The following is a 20,996-nucleotide window of genomic DNA, read 5'->3' on the forward strand; positions in this document are numbered from 1 at the left end:
TCCTCCGCCCGGCGTTTGCGTGCGCCAGGGTGTGAGCCCGGTCGGGTCGGCCGGTGTGAGTGAGGGAGGGCCGACCCGACCGGGAGTCAGGGACGCTAGAGCAGCCCCTCCGCCAGCGGCCCCAGGGAGAGGGCCGGCAGGAAGTTGAGCAGCGCCAGGATGAGGGCGGCTCCGGTGGCCAGGGCCACGAAGTTGACGCCGCGGGCCTGGAGGGTGCCGACCGTGACCACCCCCGGCTGCCGGCGGGCCAGCCGTCCGGCGAGGGCGAGCAGGAACACCATCGGGACGTATCGGCCGATCAGCATCGCCGCGGTCATGAGCAGGTTGTGGAAGTCGGTGGCGCCGTTGAAGCCCGCCATCGCGCTGCCGTTGCTCTGGACGTTGGAGGTGTAGGCGTAGACCAGCTCGGTCAAGCCGTGCGGCCCGGGGTTGCCCATGGACGACTGGCCCTCGCCGAGGGCCACCGCGATCGCCGAGCAGCCGAGGATCGCCGTCGGGGCCACCAGTGCGTACAGGACGACGTACCGCATCTCCGGGAACCCGATCCGCTTGCGCAGGTACTCGGGGGTGCGGCCGACCATCAGGCCGCCGATGAAGACCGCGATCATCACCGCCACGATCAGGCCGTACAGTCCGCTGCCGGTGCCGCCGGGGGCTATCTCGCCGAGCATCATCGCCGACAGCAGCACCCCGCCGCCGATGCTGGAGAAGCTGTCGTACGACGCGTTCGCCGCACCGTCCGCCGAGCCGGTGGCCGCGACACCGAAGAGGGTCGAGCCGGGGATGCCGACGCGGGTCTCGGTGCCTTCGTACTGTCCGCCGACGGCTTGCGTCACCGTGCCGTTGTGGGCGCTCTGAGCGATGCTGCCGACGGCCAGGAGCAGGCCGAAGAGGATGCCGACGACCGCCAGCAGGGTCCAGGCCTGGCGCAGCGAGCCGATCATGCGGCCGTAGGTGCGGATGAACGCGGTCGGGATCAGCAGCATCAGCACGATCTCGAGGGCGTTGGTGTACGCCGTCGGGTTCTCGAAGGGGTGCGCGCTGTTGGCGTTGAAGATGCCGCCGCCGTCGCCCGACATCAGCTTCAGCGGCTCCCACGAGCCGACCGGGCCGCCGAGCAGCGTCTGCTGTCCGCCCGCGAGGGTGGTGGCGGTGTGGGCGCCGTCGAGGTTCTGCGGTACTCCCAGAGCGATCAGGACGAGGCCGAAGACGATCGACAGGGGGAGGATGATCCGGAAGGTCGTGCGAATGAGGTCGACCCAGAAGTTGCCGAGGCGATCGGTGTCGCGGCGCACGAGCCCCCGGATGAGGGCGAGCGCGGCGCAGATGCCGACGGCCGCCGAGGCGAACGCCTGGACGCCGAGGCCCGCCATCACCGCGAGATGGCCGGTGGTGGACTCGCCGGCGTAGTTCTGCCAGCTGGTGTTGGTGGTGAAGCTGACCGCGGTGTGCAGCGCCAGCCGCCACGGCATGCCCGCGTGACCGGTGGACCAGGGCAGCTCGGCCTGGAGGGTGAAGAGGGCGAAGAGCGCGGCGATACCCGCCAGGCTGAAGGCCAGCAGGGCGAACAGATAGTGCCGCCAGTCCTGTTCGCTGTCCGGGTCGATGCCGCAGACCTTGTACAGAACGCGTTCGGCACGCTTGTGGGGGCCGCCGTCGAGGGCGCGCGCCATGTAGTCGCCGAGCGGGACATGGAGTCCGACGACGACCGCGAGGATCAGGGTGGCCTGGAGCCAGCCGTACATGGTGTTCAGGCCCCCTTCACGGGCTGGGTGCGGTCGAGGGCTGCGTTCAGCTCCACGACGTTGACGGCGGGTTCCCCGAGGATGCCCAGACCGCGTCCGCTGGTGTACCGGTCGATGAGCTTGCGCACGGCCGTCTCGCTCATCCCACGGGCGTGGGCGATCCTGGGCGTCTGAAGCTCCGCGTAGGCGGGGCTGATCTGCGGGTCGAGGCCGCTGGCACTCGCGGTGACCGCGTCGGCCGGGACCGCAGGGTGCGCCGGGGCGTCACCGCGGATCGGGGTGACGAGAGCCTTGCTGTAGTCGGCGCCGGGCTTGGCGCACTCGACCGTCACCCCCTCGTACGTGGCCAGGAAGGGCTTGGCCGGGCATGCCTGGTCGAGGCTGACCACACCGGTGGCCTTCCCGGTCGTGCCGCCGTCACGGAACACGCCGAGGACCGCGCCGACTCCGTCGGCCGTGCAGTACGGGCGGGAGCCGTCGACGTGCTCCAGCTCACCCACCGCCTTGCTGCGCGAGCAGACCTGGGTGAGCAGGCTCTGCTTCCCGGAGTCGGGCTGCCCCTTGACCGGCAGGACGTCGACGGTCGACTCCGGGCCGAGGTTGCCGGCCGCCGACGCCGAGGCGTCGTAGCCGGTACCGGCGTCGGAGGGCCGGGGCTGGAAGTAGGACGGGATCGGGTCGCCCTTCTTGTCGAGGAAGGACTGCCCGATCAGCTTGCTGCCGCCCCCGGCGATCCGGGAGCCGTGGGCGTTGTCGTGCAGACCGGGGATCTGGGCGATGGCGGTCATCGCCAGCGGGTAGGCGAGTCCGAGGACCAGCGTGAGCACGATGACCACCCGGATCGCGGCCACGTGGTGGCCCACCCAGGGGTGCATTCTGGACAGAAGGTTCATGGTCGGGCCCTCTAGATCCCGGGGATGAACTGGACGACGGCGACGTCGATGGACTTGATCGCGAGGAAGGGCAGGATCAGCCCGCCCAGGCCGTAGATCCACAGATTGCGGGTGAGCAGGGCGTCGGCGCCGCTGGGCCGGTAGCGCACGCCGCGCAGGGCCAGCGGGATCAGGGCGACGATGATCACGGCGTTGAAGATGACGGCCGACAGGACCGCGGACGTCGGCGAGTGCAGCCGCATGATGTTGATCGCGTCGAGCGCCGGGTAGACCCCGCCGAACATGGCCGGGAGGATCGCGAAGTACTTGGCGATGTCATTGGCGACGGAGAACGCGGTCAACGCGCCCCGGGTGATGAGAAGTTGCTTGCCGATCTCGACGATGTCGATGATCTTCGTGGGGTCGGAGTCGAGGTCGACCATGTTGCCGGCCTCCTTGGCGGCCGACGTGCCCGTGTTCATGGCCACGCCGACATCGGCCTGCGCGAGGGCCGGCGCGTCATTGGTGCCGTCGCCGGTCATGGCGATGAGATGGCCGCCCGCCTGTTCCTTCCTGATCAGGGCGAGCTTGTCCTCCGGGGTGGCCTCGGCGAGGAAGTCGTCGACGCCCGCCTCTTCGGCGATGGCCTTCGCGGTGACCGGGTTGTCACCGGTGATCATGACCGTCCGGATGCCCATCCGGCGCAGCTCGGTGAAGCGTTCGCGCAGGCCGGGCTTGACGACGTCCTTGAGGTGGACGACACCGAGCAGTCGGGCCGGTCCGTCACCGACGCACTCGGCGACCGCGAGCGGAGTGCCGCCGGAGGCCGAGACCTGCTCCACACTGGCGTCCAGGGCCACCGGAACGGTGCCGCCGTTGTCCGCGGCCCAGCCCGCGACCGCGGAGGCCGCGCCCTTGCGCAGCCGGCGGCGGCCGGGCAGATCCACGCCGGACATACGGGTGGTGGCGGAGAAGGCCACCCACTCGGCGTCCTCGGGCGTCTCCCGCTCCAGGGAGAACTGCTCGTGCACGTACTCGACGATCGAGCGGCCCTCGGGCGTCTCGTCCGCGAGGCTCGACAGCAGTGCGGCGTCGGCGAGTTGCCGACCGGTCACCGAACCGAGCGGCAGCAGCTCGCTCGCGCGCCGGTTGCCGTAGGTGATCGTGCCCGTCTTGTCGAGCAGGAGGGTGTTGACATCGCCGGCCGCCTCGACCGCGCGTCCGGACATGGCGAGCACGTTGCGCTGCACCAGCCGGTCCATGCCCGCGATACCGATCGCGGAGAGCAGTCCGCCGATGGTCGTGGGGATCAGACAGACGAGCAGGGAGACGAGCACGATCCCGGTGACACCGTTGGCGGTGAGCGCCTGTGTGTCGTGCGCCGCCGCCATGAAGTTCTTGGAGAAGATCGCCATCGGCTGGAGCGTGAGGACCGCCACCAGGAAGACGAACGTCATCATCACCAGCAGCAGGTTCAGAGCCAGTTCGTTGGGCGTCTTCTGCCGGTCGGCGCCCTCCACCAGGGAGATCATCCGGTCCAGGAACGACTCGCCCGGGTCCTGCGTGATACGTACGACGATCCTGTCCGACAGCACGCGAGTGCCGCCGGTCACGGCCGAGCGGTCGCCGCCCGACTCGCGGATCACCGGCGCCGATTCTCCGGTGATGGCCGACTCGTCGATGCTGGCCACACCCTCGATGACGTCACCGTCGCCGGGCACCGACTGCCCGGCCTCGACGACCACGACATCACCGCGGCGCAACTCCCCTGCGCCGACGGCCTCTTCGGTGTACGCGCCCTCCGCGGCCCCCGGACGCCAGCCGGTGAGCCGTCGGGCGACGGTCTGGCGGCGCATACCGCGCAGACTGTCGGCCTGCGCGCGGCCGCGGCTCTCGGCGACGGCTTCCGCGAGACCCGCGAATACGACCGTGAGCCACAGCCAGACAGTGATCAGCCAGCCGAACGGCGACGGGTGCACGACCGCGATGCCGGTGGTCAGCGCCGCGCCGATCTCGGTGACGAACATGACCGGGTTGCGGGCCAGCGTCACCGGGTTGAGCTTGCGCAACGCGGCGGGCAGAGCGAGCCACAGTTGCTTCGGATCGAGCAGCCCGGCGCCGATCCGCCGAGTGGGGCCCGGGAGGGTGGGTTGTACGGCCTCTTCGGTTCTCTCTCTCACGGGTGCGGGCGCGCTCATCAGAAGCGCTCCGGCTGGATCAGGGCCACCACAAGGTAGGCCAGCAGGCCGATCGAGACGATCAGCCCGACAATGTTCTCGGCCGCCACAGGGACCTCACATGTCGTACGGAATGGGGATGGGTGGAACGCCTCCGGGCGAGGGCCGGGCCGTCGCCCGCCCGGAGGCGGATCAGGGGGCTTCGCCGCTCAGCCGGCGCGCAGCGCGAGCGCGGGAACGACGGGTTTCAGCGGCCGGGAGGCCCGGGCCGTGAATGCGGGATCCACCGTGACGGTGGTGACGCCGAGCAACGCGGTCAGCGCACGCAGCGCCGGCTCGGCGAGCCTGATCCATGTCTGCTCGGGCCCGAGTGCCGCGATCAGCCGGTGTTCGGAGGTGAAGCCGACGGCCGTACGGTGGCCGAGAGGTGTGCGGAAGATACGCGCCACACACCCCGATGGTCCCGGCCGGACCGGAACGAGCAGAGGCCCGGCCGGGAACCGATCAGAGGGTTCCGGGTCTTCGCCGCACGGGAGTTGTGCCATGGGATACCTCCGAGGGGACCCGTGTGGGTCCAGGTCGAACCGCTTGACGGCCCCGGACACGCGGCTGCGGGACGGGGCATCGCTGACGGTATGCCCGCCCACCCCGGTCCAGCGCCGGCTCATGACGCGATGCTGACGACTACGGAGCGGACGCTGACGTGGCACTGACACGAGCGGCGACCGGCAGCCGCGAACATCTCGTCCTCCTATGAATCGAACCGACTAGTATCGATTAAGGACTGACAAGCGCCGGCTCTGGTGCGCCACCGCCGCACCGGCCTCGCCGCCTGTCATTGCCATGATCAGTCGGCCCGGCCTCGTGGTAGCTTCGCCGCGGCGGCTCGTACCCGTGCCTGCCCCGGACGAGATGTGCGCCGTACCCGGCCTGCCAAGACGACGCACTGAAGGAGTCGTCATGGATACGGGCATGTCGTGGGTCGATTTCGCCGCAGGGATGCCCGAGCCGCGTGCGCTCGACGTCCGGTGGATCCATGGTTCGCCGTCGGCCAAGCACAACTCGGACCCGGACATCCAGGTCCACGGCTACGACGAGCACACGTTCATCCTGCGGCAGAACATGGCGGTCAACTATGAAGCGCCTTTTCTGTTTCTGCTGTTCGGCAATGATCAGGCGGTGTTGATCGACACCGGTGCCACCGCGTCCGCGGAGTACTTCCCCTTGCGCCGGACGGTCGACGAACTCGTCGCGGAGTGGCTCACCCGGAACCCCCGGGACGGATACGGCCTGCTGGTCCTGCACACCCACCCGCACGGCGACCACGTCGCGGGCGACGCCCAGTTCGCCGACCGTCCCGCCACCACGGTGGTGGCCGCGGACCGGTCCACCGCCTGGGAGTACTTCGGGTTCACCGAGGACCCCGACGCCGTGGTGCGCATCGATCTGGGCGGTCGGGTGCTGGAGTGTCTGGCCACCCCGGGTCATCACGACGCGGCGGTCACCTTCTACGACCCGTGGACCGGGTTCCTGCTCACGGGCGACACGGTCTACCCCGGCAGGCTCTACATCCAGGACCGGGCCGCCTTCACCCGGACCGTCGACCGCCTGATCGAGTTCAGCGACGGGAGGCCGGTCACCCACGTGCTCGGCTGTCATATCGAGATGACCCGTGAGCCGGGCGTGGACTACCCGATCCGTACCACCTACCAGCCCGACGAGCCCCCGCTGCAGATGACCACACGCCATCTGCGTGAGATCCGTGCGGCGCTCGCGGAGGTCGGTGACCGGCCCGCTCGACGCGCCTTTCCCGACTTCATCCTGTGCCCGTGAACCTGGTCCGCGGGCGTGCCGGGCACCGGATGACGTTCACGCGTCCGCCCGGAGCTCATCGAGCCGCTCCCACGCACCGGCCGAGAGACCGAGGAGGCGTTCGATCTCGGCCGGGTCGGGCAACGGACCGTGGTCACCGGTCACTTGGAGGGCACTGACGGCCGTGATGTGTCCTAGTCGCAGCGCGCGCACGGTGGTCGTTCCCCGGAGCAGCCCCGCCAGAAATCCGGCCGCGAAGGCGTCGCCGGCGCCGACGGGCTCGACCACCGTCGTCCGCAGGGCGGGCACCGTGCACATCCCTTCGGTGGTGAGGGCGGTCGCGGCGCGGGCGCCGTCCTTCACGACGACCGTCCGGGGACGAGGGAGCAACTCCCGTATGCCCGGCACCGTCACGTCGGCGCCCCACAGGACCTGGGCCTCGTCGAGGCCGACGAAGACTACGTCCGCCCGGTCGGCCAGCTCGCGCAGCACGGACGCGGCCGTGCCGCCCGGCCACAGGGCGGCACGGTGGTTGACGTCGAAGCTGACCGCGTACGGCCGCTCGTCCGCGGGGACGGCCAGGGCCTGCGTCACCAGGCTCCGGCAGGAGGGGGACAGCGCGGGAGTGATGCCCGTGAGGTGCAACAGCGCGGCCGTGGTCACCGGCTCCTGGTCCAGCAGCCCGGGGCCGAGCGCCGAGGCGGCCGAGCCACGTCGGTAGTAGTGGACGCGTGTTCCGCCGGGCCCCGGGTCCTTCACCAGGAGGCCGGTGGGACGGTGGGGATCGGTGCGGACCTGGGAGACATCGACCCCGGCGTTGGCGACGGTGGTGCGGACGCGGTGTCCCAGGGCATCGTCCCCCAGGGCCGAGAGCCAACTGACGGGTACCTTGTGGTCGGCGAGGTACATCGCCACGTTCGACTCCGCTCCCGCCACGGACAGGCGCAGGGTCCCGGCGTCGGCCAGCGGCCGGGGCGGGTCGGGAGTCAGGGCGGCCATGGTCTCGCCGACGCACACGACGCGTCCGGGTCGCGGACGCCACGGGGGCGTCATACGGGCTCCTGCGCGACCGGCGCGGGCAGGCGCCAGGCCGGATCGGGCCGGAACGCGGGCGTGGGCGGGCCCGGTACGTCGACCGGCACCGCGAAGACCGCGCCGTCGGACGGACCGGGTGCGGCCAGGCCCACGCGGGCCGAGGTGATGTGGAGCGTGCTGCCCCACAGGCACACTCCGGCCGGCTGGGCCGCCGGCAGGTGCAACATACCGTCGAGCGTGCCGTCCGGCCGGTAGCGGTGCACGGTCGCCGTGCCCCACACGGCGACCCACAGGGCACCCTCGACGTCGACCGCCATACCGTCGGGGCTGCCGTCGTCGAGGGCGGCGAACGTCTCGGGCGTGCCGAGCGCGCCCGTCACCGGGTCGACGGGGTAGCGCCGGATGACGCCGCGGGCGCTGTCGGCCAGATACATCAGCCGGCCGTCGCCGGTGAAGGCGGGCCCGTTGGGCACGGTGATGCCCTCCAGGACCCGGTGGACCGTCCCGTCGTGGTCGACCCGGTAGAGGGAGCCGGCCCGTTCGTCGGCGTCGTAGGACATGCTGCCGGCCCAGAAGCGGCCCGCCGGGTCGGCGACCGCGTCGTTCATGCGCATACGCGGTGTCGTGTGCTCCTCGGGCCGGGCCAGCCAGTCGAGGGAGCCGTCGGCGCGCAGCAGACAGATGCCGGTGTCCGCGGCGGCCATCCAGAGGTCGGGGCGACCGGCCACGGGTGCCACCGCGCCCAGCGGGACGGGCAGTCGGAGAAGTGTCAGCAGGGCGGCGCCCGGATCGTCGGGAGCGGTGAGCAGGCGGCCGGCGAGGAGGTCCACCAGGACGAGCCGGGTGCCGGTCCAGCGGATCCCCTCGCCCAGTTCCAGGCGGTCGGGGCGGGTGGGGCGCGGGTCAGTGGTCACCGTGCGGCCTCCTCCACGACGGCGCGGAAGGCACGCGCGCGCTCGGTGAGGGAGTCGAGGCTGCCTCCGTCGGCGGCGTCGCCGACGAGCGGTGAGCCGACGCCCACGGCGATCGCTCCGGCGGCGAGGTAGGCGCGAGCGGCGTCCGCGTCGACTCCGCCCACCGGGACGAACGGGGCGTCGGGGAAGGGGCCGCGCAGGGCCTTGAGGTAGGCCGGTCCCCCGGCCTGGGCCGCCGGGAAGATCTTCAACGCCGAGACGCCGAGGGCGCGAGCGGTGACGATCTCGGTGGGGGTCAGCACTCCGGCGAGGACCGGCATGCCCAGTTCGCGTGCCGCGCCGACGCCCGCTCCCAGGCCGGGGGTGACCACGAAGGCGGCGCCCGCTCGGTGGGCGGCGCGGGCGTCGTCGGCGGTCAGCACGGTGCCCGCGCCCAAGGACCGGTCGGGGCCCAGCGCTTCGCGGGCGCGCTCGATGACGGTGAGGGCATCGGTCCCGGTGAGCGACACCTCTATGAGGTCGATGCCCTCCTCGGCCAGGGTCAGCACGGTGCGCAGCGCGGCGTCGGCGTCACTCCCGCGCACGATGGCGACCAGGCGGCGTGCTGCGAGGGCGGCTTGCAGTTCCACGGACGGAATCTCCTTGGTCCAGGGCATCGGTCGAGGCGCAGTGGCAGACGGCGGTGAGCGCGAGCCGCCAGCTCACCAGGCCCGACTCCGGTACACCGGCCGCGTCGTCGGGGCCCGCGTCGGCGAGGTCGAAGACGCGGCCGAGCATCGGTTCCACGCCTGTACTTCGATAGGGATGCGGTGCGGGAAAGCCGCCGAGGTTGCGCCACAGGGCGATCGAGGTCGGCTGCCCCTGCGCCTGAACCTCCAGCGCCAGCCGGTCGGGACCGTCGTGGACGCAGACCCGTGGGGCGTCCACGACGGCCCCCACCGCGGTTCCGTCGTCGGGGCCGAACCGGTCCAGGGGCAAACCCTGGGGGGCCGGCCAGGAGTCCGCGATCCACGGGGCGCCGGCGGGCCAGGCGCCTCCCAGCTGCGAGGCGGCCTCCGGGAACAGGCGGGTGGTCGCTCCGGGGCGGATGCGTACGGTCGTGTCGGCGGACAGAGCGAGCAGGGCGTGGGCGGCCCAGATGAAGCGGAAGCCCGGCTCTGCCGTCAGGGTGTAGTCGGCGACGGCGCCGTCGGCCGTGCTGCGCAGGGTGCGGGCGAGGGTGAAGTCGTCGCACCGGACGCGCTCCGTGTCGCCCTCCCGGGTCCACGGGCGGGACCAGGCGTCGCCGTGGTCCGGTGTGCCGCGGACGGTGGGGATGCATTCCTCCAGCCCGCCCGCGTCCACGAACGCGTCGCCCGGCCGGACCGTCTCCCGTTCGGGTGCCGCCCGGTGCCACAGCCATTCACGGCCGTGCGCGCGCAGCGAGGTCCAGCGGCCGCCGTGCGCGGGGTCGGTCGTGATGTCCGGCCGGGCGTCCGCCGATCGGCTCACCATTCGGCGAAGGAGCCGTCGTCGCGCCGCCACACCGGATTGCGCCAGGCGTGGCCGGTGCGGTCCGCGGCGCGTACGGCGTCCTCGTCGACGGTGATGCCGAGGCCGGGTATGTCGCCGCGCTGCGCGTGTCCGGCGACGAAGCGGAACGGCTCGGGGTCGATCACGTAGGACAGCAGATCGGCGTCCTTGTTGTAGTGGATGCCCCGGCTCTGTTCCTGGATGAGGAAGTTGGGGGTCGCGAACGCCATCTGAAGGCTGGCGGCGAGCGCGATCGGGCCGAGCGGACAGTGCGGGGCGAGGTGGGCGCCGTAGACGTCGGCGAGCGAGGCGATGCGGTGCACCTCGGAGATCCCGCCGGCGTGGGACAGGTCGGGCTGGGCGACGGCCACGCCGGCGGTGAGCGGGGCGAGGAAGTCGCTGCGCGAGTACAGGCGCTCCCCGGTGGCCAGGGGTACGGGGCTCGCCGCGACCAGGCCGGGCAGCAGATGGCTCTGCTCGGGCACGACCGGCTCCTCCACGAACAGGGGGTACAGCGGGGCGAGTTCGGCGAGTACACGGCGGGCGGCCGCGGCGCTGAAGCGGCCATGGAAGTCGACCGCGACATCGCGGTCCGGGCCGAGCACCTCGCGGGCGGCGCTGACACGGGCGACGACCGCCGCCGTCTCGGCCGCCGTGACGACCGGGGACGTCAGGCCGGCGGCGTTCATCTTCACCGCGGTGAAGCCGGCCTCCACCTGGGCGATCACCTGTTCGGTCAGTTCGGCGGGTTCGTCGCCGCCGACCCAGGCGTAGACACGGACCCGGTCGCGTACGGGTCCGCCCAGCAGGGCGTGCACCGGGGCGCCGTAGGTTCTGCCCGCGATGTCCCACAGGGCCTGGTCGAGGCCGGCGACGGCGCTGGAGAGAACGGGGCCGCCGCGGTAGAAGCCGCCCTTGGTGAGCACCTGCCAGTGGTCCTCGATGCGCAGCGGGTCCTGGCCGATCAGGTATTCGGCCAGCACGTCGACGGCGGCACGGACAGGCTCGGCCCGGCCCTCGACGACGGGTTCGCCCCAGCCGGCCACACCGTCGTCGGTCTCGATCCGGCAGAACAGCCAGCGCGGCGGGACGAGGAAGGTTTCGACGCGGGTGATCTTCACTTGCCGCCGGTGCCTTTCGTGTCGTCGGGGCCGTCGATCCGGTCCAGATCGCGGCCGGCCTGGTCGAGCAGGGCGTGCATGGCGGCCTCGGCGGCCGACGGGTTCTGGGCGCGTACGGCCTCCAGGACGGCACGGTGGGCCGGTACGGGGTCCTCGCTGTGCGGGGAGTTGTGCACGATGCGGTCGCGGTGCGCCAGGCCGGACTCGATCACCATCACCATGCGTTCGAGGAGTTCGTTGTGCGTCGCCATGAGCAGCGCGCGGTGGAAGGAGAGGTCGGCCTCGACGGCGTGGGCCGCGTCGTTGTCCTGCTCCCCCATCGCCGTGAGGGCGCCGTCCAGGGCTGCGAGGTCGGCGTCGGTGCGGCGCTCGGCGGCCAGCCGCACCGCGGCCGGTTCGATGATGGAGCGTACTTCGGCGAGGTTGCGCAGCAGCGCGCGGTCGGCGTCGGTGGTGTGGTCGCCGCCCTCGAACTGCCAGCGCAGGACGTCGGCGTCCAGCAGGTTCCAGTCGGCGCGGGCCCGCACGAACGTGCCGCGTTTCTGACGGGCGTCGACCATCCCCTTGGCGGCGAGCACCTTGAGGGACTCGCGCAGGGCGGTGAGGCTGACGTCCAGTTCGCTCTGCAGCGCCACCAGGTCGAGTGTGGCGCCCTCGGGGATGTCACCGCCCAGGATGCGGCGGGCGAGGGCTTCCACGGTCTGACCGTGGACGCCGCGGCGGGCGTAGGGCGTCATGTCGTACGGCCTTTCTGCTCGGGAGAGGGCGCGGCGGTGCTCAAGCGGAGGCCTTCACTACGCTCCAGCCGCCGTCCACGACGAGATGCGACCCGGTGATGTAGGAGGCCTCGTCCGCGCCGAGGAACGCGATGGCCGCGGCCACCTCCTCCGGGGTGCCGAAGCGGCGGGCCGCCGTCTCGGCGATGCTGCGTTCCCGCTCCTCGGGCGGCACCCTGCCCCAGGCGGCGGTGAGGATCGGGCCGGGCAGGACCGCGTTGACGCGTACCTCGGGCCCGTACTCGACGGCGAGCTGCCCGCACAGGGACAGCAGGGCCCCCTTGGCGGCTGCGTAGGCGGGATGCCCGGGGATGCCTTTGTGGGCGTGGACGGAGGAGGTGAGGACGACCGCTCCGCGGCGGGAGCGCAGATCGGGCAGCGCCGCCCTGAAGCCGAGGAAGCTGCCCGTGAGGTTGACCGCGAGCTGCCGCTGCCAGGATGCGAGGGGCATCTCGTGGGCGGGGGTGACATCGACGGTGAACGCGTTGCTGACCAGCAGGTCCACCGGCCCGAAGGCATGGGCGGCGGCCACGATCCGGGTCCAGTCGTCCTCCGCGGCGACGTCGGCGGTCACGAACCGGGCCCGGCCGCCGTCCTTGGTGATCCGTTCGGCCACCGCCTCTCCGCGTTCCTCGGCGATGTCGGCGAGTACGACGGAGGCTCCCTCCTGGGCTAGGCGTTCCGCGGTCGCGGCTCCGATACCGGATGCGGCTCCGGTGACCACGGCCGTGCGGCCGGTGAACCGGGGACCGTACCGTCGTGAGGGGTCCATCGTGGGGTTCGGCTCCTTACCGTGTGGGACCCGCGCTGAGACGGGTGTGGGGTGAAGATACGTTCCGCGCCTTTACCGGCGCGTCAGGACCGCCAGTTCGGCGTCGTGGTCCGCGCTCCACGCGAAGGGCAGCCCGTAGTGGAGCAGATGGCTTCCGCTGTACGTGGTGGACGACGACGTCTCGCGGTAGGAGGCACCCGGGTCGACGCCGCGCAGCCGCAGCCGGGCGGGCCGGCCGGGCACCAGCGGCGCCCCGTCGAGGGGGCCGGTGCTGAAGGCGGCCACGACGATCCGGCTGCCGTCGGCGGAGTCGTACTGCACCCCGCAGGTGGCGTCGTCGGGGCTGCCCAGGAGCCGGGCCTCGCCGTGGTGGACGACGTCGCGTACCTGCTTGTAGCGGGTGATCCAGCGGGCGGCCTCGGCGCGCTGGTCAGCGGTCCAGGCGCGCAGGTCGGCGCCGATGCCCAGGACCCCGCACATGGCGGTGACGAAGCGGAAGGCGAGGCTGCGCGGGCGCGGGTCGAAGACACCGGGGGCGTCGGTGACCCAGGAACTCATCAGGTGCGGTGCGTGCGCGTGCAGGAAGCCGTACTGGATGGTGAGCCGGTCCATGGGCGCGGTGTTGTCGCTGGGCCAGACGACGTCGGTGCGTGCGAGGGTCGCGTGGTCGATACGGCCGCCGCCGCCCGCGCAGCCTTCGACGGTGACGTCGGGGTGGGCGGACCGCAGATGGTCGAGCACGCGCGAATAGCCGTGGACGTGCTGGGCGTCCAGGTCGAGGTGGTCGGCGGGTCCGGCGCCGGGTCGGCCGCGCTCGGTGGGCGGCCGGTTCATGTCCCACTTCAGATAGCCGATGTCGTAGTCGGTCAGCAGCCGGTCGAGGGTCGTGAGCACGAAGTCCTGGACGTCGGTGCGGCCGAGGTCGAGGATCAGTTGGTTGCGTACGAGGCGGCCGGGACGTCCCTCGATGCGATAGACCCACTCGGGGTGCTCGGCGTACAGCCGGCTGGTGGGGCTGACGGCCTCGGGTTCGACCCACAGACCGAAGTCGAGGCCCAGCGCCCGTACGTCGGCGACGAACGTCTCGAAGCCCTGGGGGAACGCGGCCGGGTCGGGGTGCCAGTCACCCAGTCCCCCGGTGTCGTCGGCGCGGCCGGTGAACCATCCGTCGTCGACGACGAACAACTCGGCACCGAGGTCCGCGGCCGTCTTCGCGAGATCCAGCTGTCCCGCGGCGTCGACGTCGAACCCGGTGGCCTCCCAGGAGTTGTAGACCACCTTGCGGGGGCGGTGCAGCCTCGGGCCGGCGAGACGGCGTTCGTAGCGGTGCCAGACGCGGGACAGTCCGTCGAGCCCGTCCGGGCTGAAGGCGCAGGCGAGGCGGGGGGTGGTGAGGGTGGCGCCGGGCGCCAGGTACACCGCGCCCTCGTGCGGTACCCGGCCCGAGCGCACGCGCACGATGCCGCCGGGTTCGGCCTGAGCGGTGATGTGCCAGTTGCCGGGCCATTCCAGGGCCACGCCATAGGCCGGGGCCGGCGCGTCGAGGGGTGCGGCGGCGTCCTGCACGGCGAGCCAGGGCGCGTAGGCGTGCCCGGGTGCACCCTGGGTGCTTCCGATGCCGAACGTGCCCCGGACGAGGTCGGTCCGGGTGTACTGGAACTCCCGCGACCACTGACCGGTGAGACAGGTCAGCCGGGCTCCCGTGGTGACGGGGACGGTGACGGCGGCCGAGTCGAGCCGTTCCAGGCGCAGTTCCTTGTCGCCGGTCGCGGAGAACTCGGTCCAGCGGTGGATGACGTCGGTGCCCGGCACGGTGGCGTAGCACAGGACCGTGCGCAGGCCGAGCACGTCGTCGGTGAAGCCGAGCCGCAGGGTGCCCGGCTCGGTCTCGGCGCCGTCGAACGTCCACCACACGCCGCGTTCGGAGCCGGGCCGACCCGCGATGAGGTCGGCGTCGGCGAAGGGGCGCAGCCCTTGGGGCAGGTACTCCGCGGGGGCGGCGTCGGCGGGCGTGATGAAGTGCGTGCGGTGCGACCCTTCGAGGGCGGACGGGCCGATCTCGACGCCGTGCGGTCCCCAGGCGTCGAGTTCGGCCCAGGGTCCGTCCGGGGACAGCCGCACGGTGTAGCTGGTGTTCTCCGTGCGCAGGGTCCAGCGCTGATACGACGTCACTTCACTGCTCCGAGGTTGAGGCCGGCCACGAAGTGGCGCTGGAAGCGGAGGAAGACGGCCACGGTGGGGGCGGCGGCGATCACGGAGCCGGCGGCGATCACGTTCCACATCGAGACGTACTGCCCCTGCAGACCGATGAGCGCGGCGGTGATCGGCATCTTCGTGTCGCTGCGCAGCACGGTGATGGCCCACAGCAGGTCGTTGAAGATCCAGGTGAAGGACAGCGCGCTCAGGGCGGCGAGGGCGGGGCGGGTGAGCGGGAGGATGATCCGCAGGAAGATCTGCCAGGGGCTCGCGCCGTCGATGACGGCGGCCTGCTGGATCTCGGTGGGGATGGCGCGCATGAAGCCGTGCAGGACGAAGACGTAGAAGCCGACGCCGAAGCCGATCTGCACACCGATGAGGGCGGTCAGGGTGTCGTAGACGCCCATGAGTTCGCTGAGCTTGGAGACGGGGATGAGCAGGATCTGCGGCGGCAGCAGGTTGCCGCCGAGCATGAGCAGCAACAGGGAGCGCCGCAGGGGAAGTTCGTAGCGGCTGAGGGCGAAGGCCGCGATGGCGGCGAGCGCCAGGGTCACCAGAACGCAGGGGATGGTGACGATCAGGCTGTTGGTCAGGGCGCGCTGCTGGCCGCCGTCGACCCATGCCTGCCGGAAGTTGTCCAGGGTGAAGGACCGGGGCCAACTGCCGAGGCCATGGGCGGCTATGTCGTCGAAGGAGCGCAGGCTGGTCACCAGGACCAGGGCGATGGGCAGCAGCCACAGGACCGCCAGGACACCGGCTCCGAGGTGGAACCCGGCGGTGGCGGCGCGCCGGCGGCGCAGGGCGGCGGCGGACGCGGACGGGCGGGCGGCGGACATCAGTCGGCCTCCCGGAAGGCGCGCACCAGGTAGGAGGCGATGACCCCGAAGGCCAGGAGGAAGATGACGACGGCCAGGGCGGAGCCGTATCCCAGGCGCAGGGACTGGAAGGCGGTGGAGTACATGTAGGTGCTCAGCAGTTCGGAGGAGTGGTAGGGGCCGCCGCGGGTGAGCGACCACACCACGTCGAAGGAGCGCAGCGAGTCGATGACGATGACGGACAGGACGACGGCGTTGACGCTGCGAAGCTGAGGGAGTGTCACATGCCGGAAGCGTTGCAGGCGTCCGGCGCCGTCGACCTTGGCCGCCTCGTACAGGGCAGGGTCGATTCCCTTGAGGCCGGCCAGGTACAGCACCATCACATAGCCGATCTGCCGCCACAGCGCGGGCACTATCACCGCGTACAGGGCGGTGTCCTGGTCGGCGAGCCAGGCGTGACGCAGGCTGCCCAGGCCGATGGAGGCGAGAACCTGGTTGAGGACGCCGTCGGGCTGGTAGATGGCCTGCCACACCAGGGCGGTGGCGACCAGCGAGAAGACGACGGGCAGGAACAGGGCGGCGCGGTAGAGGCCCACCCCGCGGCGCTCCTGCTGAAGGAGCAGCGCCGCGGCCAGGCCGAGCACGGCGGACAGACCGCCGAAGAGCACCAGCCACAGCACGGTGTGGATCGTCGCGCTGCGGAAGACGTCGTCGTGGGCCATCTCCCGGAAGTTGCCGAGGCCGACGAACGTCGGTGCGGAGACTCCGTCCCAGTTGGTGAGGGCCAGATAGAAGCCCTGCAGTGCGGGCCAGAACACCCACACGGCCTCCGCGAGCAGCGGGATCAGGACGAAGGCGATCACGAGTGGGGGTGTGCGGTGCCGAGCCCGGGCCCGGGCGCCGCTCGGCGGCGTCGGGGCCTCGGACGTCGGTGCGGGCGGGGTGAGGACGGCCACGTCAGGCCTGCCAGATCTTCTCGGCATCGCGCTGCCAGTCGGTGAGGATGCTGCTGACGCTCTTGGGCCGGGCGAGGAACTTGGTCAGCGCGGTGTCCGCGGTGGGCTGGAGGGCGTCGCTGGAGTCGCGGTTGAAGAACTGGGTGATCTCCGCGGCCTCCTCGATGTGCTTGCGGCCCTTCTTCACCAGGGAGGTGCCGGCGTCCTTCGCGTCCGGGTGGCAGGGCAGGGCGGTGCCGGAGGAGCCCTTGATGTAGATCTCCTGGGCCTCGGCCGTGGCGAGGTAGCTCAGCAGGTCGGACACCTGGTCGCGGTGTCCGGTGCGGGCGCTGGCGAAGTAGCCGTCGGTGGGCGCTTCCTCGGCGAGCGGGACCTTGGGGTCGATGACGGGGAAGCGGAAGAAGTCGATGTCGTCCAGCGCGTCCTTGGGAGCGGCGTCGGCGAAGAAGGTGCCGATCAGCATCATGCCGCTGCGGCCGTTGAGCAGGGCGGTCGTGGCGTCCTGGAAGGCGACCGCGGTGCCGTTGGGGTCGAAGTACGGCAGCACCTCCTGCCAGCGGTCGAAGACCTTGCGCACCGGGAGGTCGTCGAAGCGGTGCTTGCCGGCGAGCAGTTCGCGGTGGTAGGCGGCCCCGTTGATGCGGATGTCGAGGTAGTCGAACCAGGCGGAGGCGACCCAGGCGGTGTTGCCGCCGGCCCCGAGCCCGATCGGGGCGATGTTCCTGCTCTTGAGCTTGTCGCACAGGTCGAGGAAGTCGTCCCAGGTCTTGGGCTCGCTCACGCCCCACTTGGCGAAGTGGGACTTTCGGTAGAACATCCCCCACCAGTAGTAGGTGGTGGGCACGAACACCTTCTTGCCTGAGCTCGCGGTGCACAGCGTGTGCAGGGCACTGGAGTACCGCTTGAGGTCGGGCGAGGAGTTCCAGACGTCGTCGAGGTCGAGCAGCAGGTTCTTCCGGGCGTAGGTGTCGGCCACGGAGCCGGGGTACCAGGTCAGCACGTCCGGCGGGTTGGCGGAGGTCAGATACGTGGGCAGCTGGGTGCGGAAGGTCTCCGCGGCGATCGTGTTGAGGCTGACGTGTCCGGACCCCTTCTTGCCGTAGGCCGCCACCAGGTCCTGCATCGCGGCCTTCGCCTGCGGTGCGGAGAGGTTGGACTGCAGGCTGACCGCGCCCGTGGAGGAGGGCTTGGAGGAAGAGGTCGAGGTGACACAGCCGCTGAGCAGTGCCGCCGTCCCGGCGGTCCCGAGTCCGGCGAGGAAGCGCCGTCGGCTGGGCTGAGCGTTCGTCATGGAGGGCTCCTCGTGGATCCGCGGGGCGGGCCCGGCCGATCGGCGGCCGGCCCCGCTCGCGGCGGGTCCAGGTTCGCGTGGCGCTTCCACCACGTCAAGATTAATTACTAATTTATTTGAACTGAGTGCGGTGAGCCTGTCCGTCGACCCCGCGGTACACCGCGTCGACCGAGCCGTCGGGCCCCGCCACCGCGCCGAGCGCACCGTCGAAGGCGGCGCTCGGGAACTCCTGTCGCTTGGTCCAGCCCTGCCAGGCGCCGTTCTCGTACCGCTGCTGCCAGAGCGTGTAGTCGGCGGCGCGGACGTACAGCACCACGGCGTCCCCGACACTGACGAGGGTGGGACTGCCGCTCACGGTCCCGCCGAGCGAGGTCCAGTCGGACCACTGCCCCGAGGTGTCCTCGCTGCGGGTCCACACGTCGTCCGCCGCGGTGCGTACGGCGACATGGACGCGGCCTTGGGCGTCGACGGCCGCGGACGGCCTGCCGTAGACCGGGCGCCCGCCGGGTGTGTCCAGCGAGGACCAGTCGGAGGACGGTCCGCGCCGCACGACCTGCCCGTCCGCGCCGAGTGCGACGAGCGTCCAGTGCGTGGGACCGGTGAACGCCACGGACGGCGCGTCGGCCAGTCGACCGCCGAGGCCCTGCCAGGAGCCCCAGTGCCCGCCGGTGAAGACCCGGCGGTAGACCCGGGAGTCGGCGCCGCGCACGAAGACGTCGATCCGTCCGCCGGCGGAGGCGTAGGCGCCCGGCTGGCCGAGGATTCCGCCCCGCACCGGGCCTCCGAGATCCCTGACGCGCGGTGCGCCGTTCGCGGCGGCCCGGTGCTCGACGAGCGAACCGTGCGGGCCACGCAGGAAGGTCGTCAGCGTCTCGCCCGAGCGGACCACGGCCGGGCTCGCGGTCGTGGCCACGCCCAGATCGTCGCCGGGCAGGGCGTCCGTGCCGGTGAGCTTGAGGAAGGCGGTGCCGTGCGCGGGGACCTCGACGGTGTACGAGCCGGTGTGCGCGCCGCGGTCGGCCCGCGCCCGCAGATCACGCACGGCGACCGGTCCGCCGAGCGCCACATCGGCGAAGTCGACGGTCCGCTCGGCCGGCCGGTCGGAGCGGTTGAGGAGGACCACGGCACGCTTGCCGCGCCCCGCGAGGACCTTGCTGTAGACGTCGCCGACGGAGTCGGTGGCCACCCGGACGCCCTGGACGGCGAGCGGATCCTGGTCGACGGCGATGATCTCCGGATTGCGCAGCGTCCCGAGCATCGACGGGGACAGCGTGCGCGGGTCGGAGCCGAGGACCAGCGGGGAGGCCATCTCGGCCCACATCACGAACTGGGTCGTGGACTCCTCCTCGGTCAGCTCGTAGTTCCCGTCGGCCATGCGGCGCATGGGGATGAGGTAGTCGGGGTCGTTGTAGTGCCCGGGACCCTGCGCCTCGGGATGCCAGGCGTTGGCGTCCATGTTCCGCAGCACGTTGGGCCATTGGCCGGAGCTGGGGGTGCCCCAGGCGATATCGGTCCCGGTGCGCCAGGAGTCCGCGACGACGGGGCCGTAGGCATAGGTGTTGTGCGCGTCCTGCTCGGGTGAGTGCGGCAGGCCCCAGTCGTCGGTGAGGGGGTTGCACAGATTGAGCAGCATCCTGCGGCCGGACTTGGCGACGGCGTCGCTGAACTCCTTGAATGCGGGCCCCGGATCGAGGTGCTCGGCGATTCCGCACAGGAAGTCGACCTTGATCGCGTCGACCTTCCAGTCGGCGAACTGCCGTGCGTCCTGGCCGTAGTGGCCGCGGCTGCCGAGCCCGCAGCTCTTGCCGCCGTCGTAGGTGCCGGCGTCGGTGTAGATGCCGACGCGCAGACCCCGCCGGTGGAGGTAGGAGACCAGGGCCGGGACACCGGAGGGGAAGCGGTCCGGGTTGGCCACCAACCGGCCTTGCGTGTCACGGGGGTTGTCGGCCTGCCAGCCGCCGTCGAGCCACACGATGTCGTAGCCGCTGTCCCGCAGACCGCTGCTGACGAGCCTGTCGGCGACGGACCGCACCTCCTTCTCGGTGGGTGCGCCGAGGCCGTAGTAGGTGTTCCAGCCCATGTACGGCGTCGGGGCGAGGCCGCTGTCGTAGTACGCGGGGGCGCCCTGGTCCGCTCCGGTGTCCGCCGTGGCCGCGGGCACCGCCGAGGCGGTCAGGGCCACCGCGATCCCCGCGGCGAGGGCCGGGCGACGGGGCCGTCGACGACCGGTTCTGTGTGCTGACGAGCGTGAAGTCACTTGCCTCTCCCGGGAATTGGGATGCATGAGGACGCGACGCGGGCCGCATGGGGACCGGGGCCGGTGGCGTCACGGCGAAGACTGTGGCGCGCGGCCGAAACGCTGTCAATATTAATTACTAATTTACTAGAACCAGCTTTCGATCGGTCGGACGCCTTGGTCAACCACACACCCCGGCCGCTCACCGGCGTCACCGTCTCCGCGCGCTGCTTCGACCTGTCCGGTCACCTGCTCGCCCCCGAACAGCGCAAGACCGTCGACGTCGCCGCGTCGGCGACCGCGGACGTGTTCACGGCCGGGTGGGACGGCGGTCTGCTCGCCTTCCATCTGCTGCGACTGCGTCTCACGGACAGCGCGGGCAGGGTGCCGGCCGAGAACACGTACCGGCGCTATCGGGACGCCCGTGACATGACGGCGCTGAACCGGGCCCGCCCGGACCCGGGTCGCCGTGGACATCATCCGCACCGACCGCTCGAGGTCCCGTCATGGCCTGACCGCGCGAGTCCGCAACCGGGGTGCGGCGGTCGCGGCCATGGTGCGTGTCTCGCTCCTCGACGCCGAGAACGGTCCACGGGTCCTCCCGACGCTCTCAGCGACAACCATCTGTGGCTGCTGCCCGGTGAGAGCAGGGATCTGACACTGTCGTGGCCCGCCGGCGCCCTTGCCTCGGGGAGGGCGGAAGTACGGGTCGAGGGCCACAACCTGCCGGAGGCGTCGGTACGTACGGCAGCGCTCTGACGATCCT

General features: G+C 71.5%; 19 protein-coding genes and 1 riboswitch. Of the genes, 2 read left to right on the plus strand and 17 right to left on the minus strand.

Annotated features, from left to right (window positions below):
- Positions 1-95: 95 nt before the first annotated feature.
- The 5 genes from kdpA to ACFY2Z_RS25320 all read right to left on the minus strand — a co-directional run bounded on the left by kdpA (position 96) and on the right by ACFY2Z_RS25320 (position 5,339).
- Positions 96-1,745 carry a potassium-transporting ATPase subunit KdpA gene (gene kdpA, locus ACFY2Z_RS25300; RefSeq protein ID WP_390746381.1) on the minus strand — a complete coding sequence of 550 codons (1,650 nt, stop codon included), beginning with the start codon at positions 1,743-1,745 and terminating at the stop codon, positions 96-98.
- Positions 1,746-1,750: 5 nt separating this feature from the next.
- A complete protein-coding gene (locus tag ACFY2Z_RS25305) occupies positions 1,751-2,638 on the minus strand; it encodes a potassium-transporting ATPase subunit C (RefSeq protein ID WP_390746382.1) in 888 nt (295 codons plus the stop codon).
- Positions 2,639-2,649: 11 nt separating this feature from the next.
- Complete coding sequence (gene kdpB / locus ACFY2Z_RS25310; protein WP_390746383.1) at positions 2,650-4,815, minus strand: potassium-transporting ATPase subunit KdpB; 2,166 nt, start codon at positions 4,813-4,815, stop codon at positions 2,650-2,652.
- Positions 4,815-4,904: a K(+)-transporting ATPase subunit F gene (kdpF, locus tag ACFY2Z_RS25315; RefSeq protein ID WP_311698337.1), complete on the minus strand. Its 90-nt coding sequence runs from the start codon at positions 4,902-4,904 to the stop codon at positions 4,815-4,817. The genes kdpB and kdpF overlap by 1 nt, the downstream gene beginning before the upstream one ends.
- 99 nt (positions 4,905-5,003) lie before the next feature.
- Complete coding sequence (locus ACFY2Z_RS25320; RefSeq protein ID WP_390746384.1) at positions 5,004-5,339, minus strand: SAV_915 family protein; 336 nt, start codon at positions 5,337-5,339, stop codon at positions 5,004-5,006.
- Between the two features lie 333 nt (positions 5,340-5,672).
- A riboswitch (guanidine-III (ykkC-III) riboswitch) is annotated at positions 5,673-5,742 on the plus strand.
- Positions 5,743-5,754: 12 nt separating this feature from the next.
- Between ACFY2Z_RS25320 and ACFY2Z_RS25325 the strand changes: the two genes are divergently transcribed.
- A complete protein-coding gene (locus ACFY2Z_RS25325) occupies positions 5,755-6,627 on the plus strand; it encodes an MBL fold metallo-hydrolase (protein WP_390746385.1) in 873 nt (290 codons plus the stop codon).
- A 36-nt stretch (positions 6,628-6,663) separates the two neighbouring features.
- Here ACFY2Z_RS25325 and ACFY2Z_RS25330 read toward each other — a convergent pair whose 3' ends face one another.
- The 12 genes from ACFY2Z_RS25330 to ACFY2Z_RS25385 form a co-directional block, all read right to left on the minus strand.
- Positions 6,664-7,659, minus strand: coding sequence for a sugar kinase (locus ACFY2Z_RS25330; RefSeq protein ID WP_390746386.1), 996 nt, complete (start codon positions 7,657-7,659; stop codon positions 6,664-6,666).
- Entirely contained in the window at positions 7,656-8,555 is a 900-nt protein-coding gene (locus ACFY2Z_RS25335) for an SMP-30/gluconolactonase/LRE family protein (RefSeq protein ID WP_390746387.1), read from the minus strand. The genes ACFY2Z_RS25330 and ACFY2Z_RS25335 overlap by 4 nt, the downstream gene beginning before the upstream one ends.
- Positions 8,552-9,184: a bifunctional 4-hydroxy-2-oxoglutarate aldolase/2-dehydro-3-deoxy-phosphogluconate aldolase gene (locus ACFY2Z_RS25340; RefSeq protein WP_390746388.1), complete on the minus strand. Its 633-nt coding sequence runs from the start codon at positions 9,182-9,184 to the stop codon at positions 8,552-8,554. Before ACFY2Z_RS25340 ends, ACFY2Z_RS25335 begins: the two co-directional genes overlap by 4 nt.
- A complete protein-coding gene (locus ACFY2Z_RS25345; RefSeq protein WP_390746389.1) occupies positions 9,126-10,049 on the minus strand; it encodes a hypothetical protein in 924 nt (307 codons plus the stop codon). The genes ACFY2Z_RS25340 and ACFY2Z_RS25345 overlap by 59 nt, the downstream gene beginning before the upstream one ends.
- A complete protein-coding gene (dgoD, locus tag ACFY2Z_RS25350) occupies positions 10,043-11,188 on the minus strand; it encodes a galactonate dehydratase (RefSeq protein WP_390746390.1) in 1,146 nt (381 codons plus the stop codon). Before dgoD ends, ACFY2Z_RS25345 begins: the two co-directional genes overlap by 7 nt.
- The gene (locus tag ACFY2Z_RS25355) at positions 11,185-11,925 is read right to left on the minus strand and encodes a FadR/GntR family transcriptional regulator (RefSeq protein ID WP_390746391.1); all 741 of its coding nucleotides are present in this window, start codon (positions 11,923-11,925) and stop codon (positions 11,185-11,187) included. Before ACFY2Z_RS25355 ends, dgoD begins: the two co-directional genes overlap by 4 nt.
- Before the next feature lie 40 nt (positions 11,926-11,965).
- Positions 11,966-12,736, minus strand: coding sequence for an SDR family NAD(P)-dependent oxidoreductase (locus ACFY2Z_RS25360; RefSeq protein ID WP_390746392.1), 771 nt, complete (start codon positions 12,734-12,736; stop codon positions 11,966-11,968).
- A gap of 72 nt (positions 12,737-12,808) precedes the next feature.
- Positions 12,809-14,908, minus strand: coding sequence for an alpha-galactosidase (locus tag ACFY2Z_RS25365; protein WP_390746393.1), 2,100 nt, complete (start codon positions 14,906-14,908; stop codon positions 12,809-12,811).
- Positions 14,905-15,768 carry a carbohydrate ABC transporter permease gene (locus tag ACFY2Z_RS25370; protein WP_390746394.1) on the minus strand — a complete coding sequence of 288 codons (864 nt, stop codon included), beginning with the start codon at positions 15,766-15,768 and terminating at the stop codon, positions 14,905-14,907. The genes ACFY2Z_RS25365 and ACFY2Z_RS25370 overlap by 4 nt, the downstream gene beginning before the upstream one ends.
- The gene (locus ACFY2Z_RS25375) at positions 15,768-16,703 is read right to left on the minus strand and encodes a carbohydrate ABC transporter permease (RefSeq protein WP_390746395.1); all 936 of its coding nucleotides are present in this window, start codon (positions 16,701-16,703) and stop codon (positions 15,768-15,770) included. The genes ACFY2Z_RS25370 and ACFY2Z_RS25375 overlap by 1 nt, the downstream gene beginning before the upstream one ends.
- Position 16,704: 1 nt before the next feature.
- A complete protein-coding gene (locus tag ACFY2Z_RS25380; protein WP_390746396.1) occupies positions 16,705-17,994 on the minus strand; it encodes an ABC transporter substrate-binding protein in 1,290 nt (429 codons plus the stop codon).
- Between the two features lie 112 nt (positions 17,995-18,106).
- Positions 18,107-20,278 (minus strand): glycoside hydrolase family 27 protein, encoded by a 2,172-nt coding sequence (locus ACFY2Z_RS25385; RefSeq protein WP_390746397.1) that lies wholly within the window; start codon positions 20,276-20,278, stop codon positions 18,107-18,109.
- On the opposite strand from ACFY2Z_RS25385, the gene ACFY2Z_RS25390 reads away from it, so the two are divergent.
- Positions 20,273-20,989 (plus strand): hypothetical protein, encoded by a 717-nt coding sequence (locus ACFY2Z_RS25390; RefSeq protein ID WP_390746398.1) that lies wholly within the window; start codon positions 20,273-20,275, stop codon positions 20,987-20,989. The genes ACFY2Z_RS25385 and ACFY2Z_RS25390 overlap by 6 nt on opposite strands.
- The last annotated feature ends 7 nt before the right edge of the window (positions 20,990-20,996 follow it).

This window comes from Streptomyces sp. NPDC001222 (assembly GCF_042896945.1).
GTDB classification, from domain to species: domain Bacteria; phylum Actinomycetota; class Actinomycetes; order Streptomycetales; family Streptomycetaceae; genus Streptomyces; species Streptomyces gibsoniae.